At 53.2% G+C, this 393-nt stretch carries 1 protein-coding gene and 1 pseudogene; both read right to left on the reverse strand.

Going from position 1 to position 393, the window contains the following annotated elements:
* Positions 1–237: TraA family conjugative transfer protein (gene traA / locus BHE89_RS21685; protein ID WP_458694253.1), on the reverse strand; the 237-nt coding region annotated here is incomplete at its 3' end.
* Positions 238–249: 12 nt separating this feature from the next.
* Positions 250–393: pseudogene (locus tag BHE89_RS21690) on the reverse strand (type IV conjugative transfer system lipoprotein TraV); the annotation flags it as partial.

Consider the following 393-nt stretch of genomic DNA (forward strand, 5'->3'; position numbering starts at 1 on the left):
GCTCTGGCGAGCGATACCACCAACAACACCGACCAGGATCATCGCACCCGCAACGATTCGACCCAAAGTACCTTGGGTCCAATCCTTGAGAGTTACCCATACGTCGTCAAACGCTGTACCACCAGTACCAGCGTGGGCCTGATCCGGCACGAGCAGGAAGGCTACCGCCATCAACCCCAGGAAGAGGAAGAGTGCGTTGTTTTTACTTGAGGCATTCGCCAACTGATTTGCGTTCATCAAGAACATCTCCTATTTGGTTGTTTCAGACTTCGGTTCGTGTTGTACCGTTTGCAGCGGTCTCAAAACTGGCTCACTTTGCGGTGTGCCATCCCCAATCACCCACCTGCGCGGTTCGATTTCGGTATAGACATACCCTGTCACGATGAGATCACC

Origin of the sequence: Shigella sp. FC1967 (assembly GCF_001743005.1) — a bacterium.
Lineage (GTDB): Bacteria > Pseudomonadota > Gammaproteobacteria > Enterobacterales > Enterobacteriaceae > Proteus.